The 9487-nt window shown below is 33.5% G+C and carries 9 protein-coding genes; 2 read left to right on the top strand and 7 right to left on the bottom strand.

Going from position 1 to position 9487, the window contains the following annotated elements:
* Nucleotides 1–247: 247 nt before the first annotated feature.
* The 5 genes from B5F87_RS19465 to B5F87_RS19445 form a co-directional block, all read right to left on the bottom strand.
* Nucleotides 248–751 carry a hypothetical protein gene (locus B5F87_RS19465; RefSeq protein WP_087284175.1) on the bottom strand — a complete coding sequence of 168 codons (504 nt, stop codon included), beginning with the start codon at nucleotides 749–751 and terminating at the stop codon, nucleotides 248–250.
* Between the two features lie 2 nt (nucleotides 752–753).
* Nucleotides 754–1884 carry an ATP-binding protein gene (locus B5F87_RS19460; RefSeq protein WP_087284172.1) on the bottom strand — a complete coding sequence of 377 codons (1131 nt, stop codon included), beginning with the start codon at nucleotides 1882–1884 and terminating at the stop codon, nucleotides 754–756.
* Nucleotides 1885–2089: 205 nt separating this feature from the next.
* Nucleotides 2090–2479, bottom strand: coding sequence for a hypothetical protein (locus B5F87_RS19455; RefSeq protein ID WP_087284170.1), 390 nt, complete (start codon nucleotides 2477–2479; stop codon nucleotides 2090–2092).
* A gap of 311 nt (nucleotides 2480–2790) precedes the next feature.
* Nucleotides 2791–3603: a hypothetical protein gene (locus tag B5F87_RS19450; protein WP_143405300.1), complete on the bottom strand. Its 813-nt coding sequence runs from the start codon at nucleotides 3601–3603 to the stop codon at nucleotides 2791–2793.
* Between the two features lie 301 nt (nucleotides 3604–3904).
* The gene (locus B5F87_RS19445) at nucleotides 3905–4603 is read right to left on the bottom strand and encodes an HNH endonuclease signature motif containing protein (RefSeq protein ID WP_087284162.1); all 699 of its coding nucleotides are present in this window, start codon (nucleotides 4601–4603) and stop codon (nucleotides 3905–3907) included.
* 598 nt (nucleotides 4604–5201) lie between these two features.
* Between B5F87_RS19445 and B5F87_RS19440 the strand changes: the two genes are divergently transcribed.
* Together B5F87_RS19440 and B5F87_RS19435 are read left to right on the top strand one after the other, a co-directional pair.
* On the top strand, nucleotides 5202–6077 hold the full coding sequence (locus tag B5F87_RS19440; RefSeq protein WP_087284159.1) for a patatin family protein: 876 nt from the start codon (nucleotides 5202–5204) through the stop codon (nucleotides 6075–6077).
* A 13-nt stretch (nucleotides 6078–6090) separates the two neighbouring features.
* Entirely contained in the window at nucleotides 6091–8127 is a 2037-nt protein-coding gene (locus tag B5F87_RS19435; RefSeq protein ID WP_087284156.1) for an ATP-binding protein, read from the top strand.
* Here the strand turns inward: B5F87_RS19435 and B5F87_RS19430 are convergent.
* The gene (locus B5F87_RS19430) at nucleotides 8088–8693 is read right to left on the bottom strand and encodes a hypothetical protein (protein ID WP_087284153.1); all 606 of its coding nucleotides are present in this window, start codon (nucleotides 8691–8693) and stop codon (nucleotides 8088–8090) included. The genes B5F87_RS19435 and B5F87_RS19430 overlap by 40 nt on opposite strands.
* 299 nt (nucleotides 8694–8992) lie before the next feature.
* Nucleotides 8993–9487, bottom strand: a 495-nt coding sequence (locus B5F87_RS19425) for a chitobiase/beta-hexosaminidase C-terminal domain-containing protein (RefSeq protein ID WP_143405299.1), incomplete at its 5' end; no start/stop codon positions are given.

The raw sequence follows: 9487 nt of genomic DNA, 5'->3' as shown, positions 1-9487 counted from the left end.
TGCCGGCGAACTGCCGGAAATCCGGAAAAGAGAAGTGAGCGAAAGATTGGAGCAAATCTGTCCTTATCATACAGGTTTGCTCCAGATTTGTACAGGTACGAGATATCTACCGTTTACCTTTCATCTATAAATAACAAGAGAGCCGAATTGCTCCGACTCTCTCAAGTATATGTCCGCAAACACATACCCCACTTGATGTTTATACTATACAATACAATATCCTTTAGAAACTGTAAAATCCTTGTCGCTATTTAATTTTAACTTTAGCAGCGTCATTGTCTACATTACAGAAATTTTTATCAATGGAATTCCAAAAGATATTAAAATCGAAATGATGTTTTTTTAATTTTTGAGCAAATGCATTGTCTTTCAACATATCCCTTTTAAAATCCCCATTGGATCTGCTCCCTGTCAAATCCTTGATTTGTTTGATATCGCAACTCCGTATCAGTTCATCTTCCAGTTTTTTTACTTGTGTGATACAGAACACATCTTTTACATTCGGTGCTTTTTTTAATATTTTTATGTTATCTAAAAGAGTAGTGGTCTCTCCCACATCTGTATCAAAGACCAATATTACAATCGTATCAGCTTTTAAAGACATTAATCTGGGATTCGTTATCTTCTCCTGCATAACATTAAATATTTGGACTTTTCCGGGAATAATCAAACGTAAGTCTGTTTTGAGAATGTTGATAACTTTTGCATCATCTTCGCCTTCTACAAAATAATGGTAACTTCCTTTTTTCATACTTAATCCTCTTTTGTACTTAATTCCCCTATTTTATAAATCAATTCTACATTGGGTGCTACAGAAAATAGGTCATTTTCCACTGCGTTCCTCAAAGAATCCGTGCTTCGTTTTAAGAAATCTGAAGCATTGATACATTTAATTGGTTGTTCTTCATCATCAATATCTTTTTTTAGAAATACAAAAGAGTGTTTTGGCAACGGCAAGTCCAAAATATCTGTATTATGTGTTGTAAAAAATAACTGGTCATTTTTTTTGAGACTATCGATCATAACAGAAAGAAAAGCACGTTCTATATCACTATGTATATAAGAAAATTTTTCATCGCAATAATAAAATCCATTTCTTCCATTTATAATGGATACCATAACATTCGCAATAGCAATCCCTGATCTCGTACCACTGGACAAAATATTCGTATTCACTAATTTTCCGTCCTGCATAATAATATCTTTGTTTTTCATTCTGATAACAAAAGAATCTTCAACAGCATCAATCGCTTCTACCCTTATAATAGAGGGATCTAATGCACGCAATGTTTTTTCTAAAATAGAAACATATATACGGTGATCACTTTTTGGAATTTTATATTTTCCTAATGTTTCAGAAGGATATTCAAATAACCATGATAACCCTTTTATTTCTTCTAATTCTTCTACAAAGCTATACTTTGCATCACAACACATTTTATCTAAACGTTTACTGCAACTTTCATAATTATCTTTTTGAGTAATAGGGGTCATTTTAACACAAACATGAATATCTGGACTTTCATATCCATCCGTCGATTTGGGGTCAATAATTGTGAGCATTCTATACAAAACAGCATCATTTACGACAAAATCAATCGATAATGTTGCTTCTCTTGCCGTATCAGAAACCACATCTGTGAGCATACTATATTGTTTTTTTTCGATAAAGTTAAAAATCCGCATTAACATTTGTCCAAATGATGTTTTACCGGTTGCATTTGATCCCATTAAAATATTTACTTTTTTATACCGAAAATTAGGATATCCTTCTAAAAATTCATCTTGAATATAAGAATTAACTATTTTTTTTGGATAAGCCATATTCATGCGAAAATTTTTGAACGCAAAAAAATTGTCTATTTGCACGTCCATTACAATCATTGTTTTCTCTCTCCTTCTTATTTGTTCGGAATACACGAAATAATCTCCTTTCTGCTATCATACACCATTTAAGAGTAAAAATCAACGAATTTACCAATTATATGAATTGTTTTTGACAAATAAAATCATTATAAATATATGCAAATCAAACGTAGAAATGACACGTCAAAAATATTTAGCAAAAAAATAAGACCTTCTCGGTCTCTTATAATTTAATTCCGGAATATTTTACCCAGTAACTTTTATCTGTGCTATTGATCCTGTCGGCATCTAAGTTTCCGGCGATCGCTTTACCGAGGTTTTCTTTTTCTGCTCCCGCCTCTGTCTCAGCGTTGGACCAGTCTGCAGCCTCGCCATTCTCAGATAAAAGATTTGAATAGGTAACTGTTGCATTTGACATATCCATTTCCAGCGTATTGACATCAGCAATATCCATCACTGTCTGTGTAGAAGCCGCACTGTCGGTCTTATCTTTAATTGTCTGATCCGCTGCATATGCAATCATAGCTCCGCTTGGCAAGATTGACGTTAAGACCATGGCAATCGCCAGAAGGAAGGACATAAAGACTTTGAACTTTCTTTTTTTCTTCGTCATAAAACTGATTCCTTTCTTAGTGTGTAGTTGTCAAGGTACAATAGGTTTCATGATACAAAAACCGGTGGACCGCGCATGGCACTCCCTCCTTCCCTGCCCCAAACAATGGATTGCTCCGGAGCGTTTTTTGGTAAAAGGTCTTTGTGTTCAGTAAAAAACCTCTGCTTTCTTCAAGCATTATTAATATGAAAATTTTGTATTCTGGAATTTTAAAAGAAAAAGCGGGGAATGAATCCAGTTATCATAGATAAAGGCATAAGAAAAAGCGGGACGTAAATCCCGCTTTTGATATGAAGTGATATAATAAGTTATTATTCGTCGTACTCTCCATTGTTGGCGTAAAGGTGACCATTAGTATAATAATACAATGCGACCAATTTTCCATCCTTGTAAATATGAACTTTAACTGTTGGAGTCTGGGAAGTCATTTTAAAATGAACTTCGTTTCCAGCATCGTAGCTGTTGAGCGTTGGAATGCTGCCGTCGGTAGTGTAGGTTACTTTGATACTGGAATCATTTTTATATTTATTTTGTCTTACAATATCAAAATAGCAATAATATTTTCCACTTTCTGGCACAGAACGGATACCACAATCATCAAGATATTCTCCTTTAGTTGCCGCACTAGGATAAATAATAGTTGCGCTATGTCCTGAGTACACTCCGCTATTCCTTACCATGCCATAGTCTTCGTACTTCTTATTCAGCGCCGCTTCCTGCTGCTTTACCTCCTTTTCCGTAATAACCGTTACTTCCGTGTTGTTGGTATTGTTGGACGCATTGCTCTTCGCCGCCTTCACCGTCACTTTGCACTTGAACTTCTTCTTTCCAACCTTCGCCGTGATTGTGGCAGTGCCGGCTTTTTTCCCTTTCAGCTTCACCACGGTCTTCTTACCGGTCTTCTTGATCTTCACGACCGACTTGTTGCTGGTCTTCCACTTAACCTTCTTACCTTTCAGGTTCTTGATCTTCAGCTTCTTGCTCTTGCCAACCTTGATCGTAATCTTCTTCTTGTTCAGCTTTGTCTTCGCTGCTACGTCTACATTTGTCGCCGGCGCCACAACAGCGAGCATACAGAAGGATAAACCAACTGCGGATGCTATCATGAAACCTTTCTTCGTCATACTTTTCATTTTCCCCCTTCGCAAAATAATTTCAATAAGAAAAACTCTATTGTTTTCCTCCCAATACTAAGATGATAAAAACAGAATTTTCCGTTCCCGGAACAGAAATGATTTCTTTTGGATAATGATAAAGAGAAAAGCCGGCACCTCTCCCTTTTACATTCAATATAAAGTTTTTGTTAAAGCCATATCCTATTAAGGATAGGCACATCCACTATTGTTCGCATTTTCTATAAAAGTTGACAGAGGTTATAGAGTATCTGCTTGGATAGGATTTATTCAATTATAATTGTAAAGAATATTATATTGCCTTTGTACCAAGAGATTTGCACTTATTATATGCATTACAAATTTTTTCCCAATTTTTATGAATAGCTTCTGCATATTCATCATATTGAGGTTTAACATATCCTGTATTAGTAAGTTTATAGCCTATAGCTACATTGTCTAAAAAATACTCAAGGTCTTCCGCAAAACAACGTACTTCTTCAATTTCTTCATCTGGTACATCAAGTGTACAATCTTTTTGAATTAATTTCTTTATCTCACAACATCCTTTTTCCATGGCATCAAAGTATTGTTTCGGAAAAATCGCAGAAAAATCATGCCCTAAAAGAATAATATCAAACTCCCTGTTCAGAAAAATTTTCCTTAATTTACGATAAAATTTCTTGGGTTTATTGTATTTTGCAATCCTTTTTTCGTGTTTTTTCTTCATCCGTTTTAATTCTTCAACTGTATATTTTGAAGGAGACTGGTCTATTATTTTATGATGTATAGCACACAATAAAATTAAATTATCTAAACTATTAGCTACATTTTCTGATAATTTTGGATTGAATCTTGCACTGCCTTTCTCTAAACCCTGAATATGACATATCTCACTTACATTGTTACCTTCAACAAATAATTCACAGTCACATCCAGGAAAAGAGCATCTATTCCCTGATTTTGCATAAAGTTCTTTAATAACCGCTGTTTTCAAATACCTTTTACTCATAATTCACCTTATAAAATTAATCAACTTGTGTACATATCAACACGATTTACGAAATATTTATTATTGTAATCAGCACAAAAAAATTTATCACTTAAAACAACTCAACCAGAATCGTACCGCCCCTGTTATAGGCAAAACGTAATATTTTTCTCGCTAGATATGGGGGAACACATTCCTAGCCATGAGCCTTATATATGTCCATGGATTAAACATATTGGACAAGCCTTACATCAGCCACCCACTACAAACAAAATTTTCATACCAAAAGAAATATTTTCTTTTTCGACGATGCCACTATTTATATAGAAGAAACAGGATCTGCTTTTGTCCTTCGGTTGTGAAATTATTTCTTTTCTATGATTAACCTCATTATACAAGGGGCATTACCGATTGACAAGGGAAAAAGAAATGATTTCTCTGAGATAGTAGAATAAGAAAAGCAAAAAAATCACTTATAACAACAAAAAGAAATATTTTATAAAATAAAATAATATAATATACTATTTTATAACATCTATAATAAATTAAAATTTTTATAAAAATATATTTTAAGAATACAATAGGATATTATTTTAAAAATGTGCTGGAGGATATAAAAATGACAGATATAAAAAACTCTCAAAAAGTGGGATTGGTTCTTGAAGGTGGAGCTAACCGCGGAATATTTACATCAGGTGTATTAGATTGTTTAAAAAAAAATGAAATATATCTTCCTTATGTAATATCAGTATCAGTGGGAACATGTAATGCTATTGACTATATTTCGAGACAAATTGGAAGAACAAAAGATTGTATGATTCCACATGGGCGTAATACACCACCAATTTGTTGGAAAAACATATTAAAAAAAAAATCTCCAATAAATCTTGATATGGTATTTGATGAATATCCAAATAAGTTAATTCCGTTCGATTATACTACATTTTGGAATTCCGATATTGTTAGTGAATTTGTGGTAACAAATTGTTTAACCGGCTCAGCAGAATATTTTTCTCCTCCACAAAACAGAGATAAAAAAAGACTTATGCAAATTTGTCGAGCTAGTTGTAGTATGCCTTATATTTTACCAGAAGTCTACATTGACAATATTCCTTATCTTGATGGCGGTTGTTCAGATCCTATACCTTTTAAACGCGCAATAAAGATGGGATATCAAAAGAACATTGTTATAATGACACGAACATTAGAATATATTCCGAAAAAAAAAGCTACTTGGCTAAAAAAAATTGAACGTGTTATGTATTCAAAATATCCAAATTTTGTCAAACTTTTGTCGCAAGCAGATGAACAATATCAAAAAATATTGGAAGAAATCAAAGTATTCGAAAACCAAAAAAAGCTATTAGTGATTCGTCCAACACAAGAATTAGCTAAAAGAATGGAACAAAATCAAAATCATATGGAAGCTTTCTATAAACATGGCTATGATGTAACAAATTATAGATTAAATGAAATACGCGATTTTATTCAATGAGGTATCATAAAATATGAAACGCAAAATTAACAGGGAAAAAAAATTACATAGAAATATTTATCATTTTCCAATTACAAGAGACCAATGGTTTGAACTTGTAATTTTTATATTAGGATTTTCAATATTTTCAGATATGCTAAAAAAATATTTAGGAGATATATTAGCATTAGGAATCATTATTTTTGCATTTTTTATTCTACTTGGTATTCAAACATATATGGATAAAACCACTATCATTATGCCATACAGACCTAAGCAACAATTTATCGGATTATATTGCATAGAAGGTAATCAAAAAATAGAACTAAACATGGATAACGGATTAATTCCAAGGGATGAGGAAATAAAATGTTTGCAACATTTAATTGAGGTATGTTTCAATGATAGAAATCATAAACGGGGAATTTGCTTAATTGGTCGTAGTGGATCCGGCAAATCTACAATCATCAATCAATTTGAATATGATAAGAATTCCCCTTATATCATTAAAAATTTCAGTGAAAATTATAGTTATTTCGAGGAATATATGTTGCAAGAATTCAAAAATAATCCCGAACAGACTCTTATGAATTCTACCGCAACAGTCATAATTTTAGATCATTTTGAACGATATTTCTTTTTGTCCGATGAGAAAAAAAACGAAGTTAAAAACACAATTAAGAGGATTGCTAAACTACCCTCTGTTTTTATCTTTTCCATGCGTGAAGAATATTTTATTCCATTTGTATCAGAATTTGATATTAATGATCTCGATGGAACAAAATCATATATGACTGGTAATACCGGAATCTTCTTTTTTAAAGAATACCTTACCGGAAATAGACAAAATACAGACGAAAATATATTGATATGTGGGAATAAGAATGAAAATAATGATTATCATAATGTTACAAAAACTATGGAGCGACTTTGTGAACAAGCTTTTGGAGAGGAACAACGCGGTAAAGAAATATTCCAACATTTTAAAAATAGTACTTTAATTCAACAACAAATTATATTTAATATGCTAAAACACGAATTTGATACTTATGGAGAGGTACAGATACTAGATTCTAATATAGATGAAAATGTAATGATGAATCAATATTTTGATATTCAATTGTGTAGCACAGGAAATTATTACATGGCATCAAGGATTATGTATCTTTTATGCATAGGAAGAAACAGCGGAATATTTTTTACAGATGATGATGTCAAAAATGCTCTGTGCATATTTGAACAACAAGATATAATCGATTTTAAAGAGTGTTTAAATAAACTTCGATCATTAAATTTTATTAAATATTCAAAACGTAATTCAACCATGTACTACGAAATAGCACATGATTATATAGCTAAGTCTTATGAAGCATATGCAAATACCGAACTTCCAGTTAATGTAAAAAATGCTTTAGATGAATTCAAATCAGAATACACTCGACACACAACTATGAACCATGATATATCCCTATATAGAAAACAAAAAAAATGGAAAAATACAGGTGCTTTTGGTTTGACAGTTTTTATAATATCTATTTGTATTGCAGTAATTTCTTTTGGATATGCTATTCAAACTGGAAATAATACGCTTCCATGGACAATTTTTACTCTTTGTATTATGTCATTACTTTATGTTTTTAATTTTTACATGAATATCACAAGACATTATCGAAAATCTTTATGGATTTTTGTAACATTTTTTTATCTAATAGCTATGATATTAGGTACAATAGCTACAGTCCTTCCTGAATTTTGGCTTCACTTTTTGGGTGCAGGTAATGCCTTTATGGGATTATCATGCTTTATCATAGGAATGAATTTTCATTTGGCAGAATCAGGACGTAAATGGTTTTTTTCTTATGGATTAAAAACATTTGCAGTTGGCATTTTACTTATTATGCTTGCCCTTTTAGTTCAGTTTGGATCATTTGTAACAGTTTGGATTATTGATACAAAATCTTTAATACAATTCCTTCCAATGGCAGCTTTGTTAATTTATTCATATCTATCCCATATGAATAAGGAATTTTTCTATGTAGGTGTGGAAGGAATATTTAGTACTGGAAGATAAATTTTATTAATTTCTTCCACACAGAGAATGTTGATGTTTGGCGTCGCAGATGTGTGCTGCAGCCAGATATAGTTTCCATCATTTCCTCTGGTCTCAATATCATGCAGGGTGACCTTTACATCTATCGTCTCATAAGCCTGTTTTTCAGTATTGTAGATCCGGAAATTCGTCCCGGTCCAGCCGCAGGTCTTATTCTTTGATGCATCGAAGATATAGTAATTGGACATGTCCATGCTGTCCCCGCTCTCCGAATACTTCTTCCTGCAGGCTTCCCCACCCTTTCTGTCCTGAGTGCCAAATGGGGTAACTACGGTACTGTTTGTGTTCCTAACCTTAAAGCCATAAGCATCATCTACCACGAAAGCCTGAACACCATCATCCGGATCATAGGAAGAGTATGCGCCTGAATTTTCTCTGAACGAATTCATACCATCTCCACCTTCATGAACTGGTTCATTTCCGCCAACACCAACCGCATAGGCTGGAATCACAGCGGTAAAAACCATGGCAAAGGCTAACAGGAACGATACAACTGAACGGAAGATTCTCTTTTTCTTTTTCGTCATAAAACCTGATTCCTTTCTTTACAATGTTTAGTTTTCAAGGTACAAGGGGTATTAAAGTAAAACTGGCGGATCTCTCATTGGACCACTCCTTTCTACTTTTTCCGGGGAAAAATATGCGTTCCCCGCCGTCGCTATCGAAAAAGGGAAGGAAAATTCCTTCGCTCTGTTCTTTCGACGTATTTAATATGAAAATTATGTGTTCTGGAATTTTAAAAAGAAAAAAAGCCGGGGATTTCCCGGCTTTGATAGATATGAGAAAAAGCGGAACTCAGTTCCGCTTTTCAATAAAGATGTGAAGTTTATTCGTCATCATATTCTCCATCATTGACATAAAGATGCCCGTTAGTATAATAATCCAACGCTACAAGTTTTCCATCCTTATAAATATGGATTTTAACTGTTGGAGTCTGGGACGTCAGCCTAAAGTGTGCTGCATTCCCAGCATCAGTGCTGTTGATGGTTGGGGTACTGCCATCGGTGGTATAAGTCACCTTAATACTTGCATCGTTTTTGTATTTATCCTGCCTCACAATATCATAATAACAGTAAAATTTTCCGTTTTCCGGTACATCTCGGATTCCCCAATCATCTAAATATTCAAATACAGTTGATGCACTTGGATAAGAAATTGCTGCACTCTTTCCGGCATCTACTCCGCTATTCCTTACCATTCCGTAATCTTCATACTTCTGGTTCAGCGCCGCTTCCTGCTGCTTCACTTCCTTATCCGTAACAACCGTGATCGGAGTGTTATTGTTGTTATTATTGGACGTATTGCCCTTCGCCGGTTTCAC

Source organism: Eubacterium sp. An3 (assembly GCF_002159465.1).
In the GTDB taxonomy this organism is placed as follows: Bacteria; Bacillota; Clostridia; order Lachnospirales; family Lachnospiraceae; genus Anaerobutyricum; species Anaerobutyricum stercoris.
The sequence above is the reverse complement of the archived record's forward strand: the minus strand, read 5'-3'. Positions and strand labels throughout refer to the sequence as shown.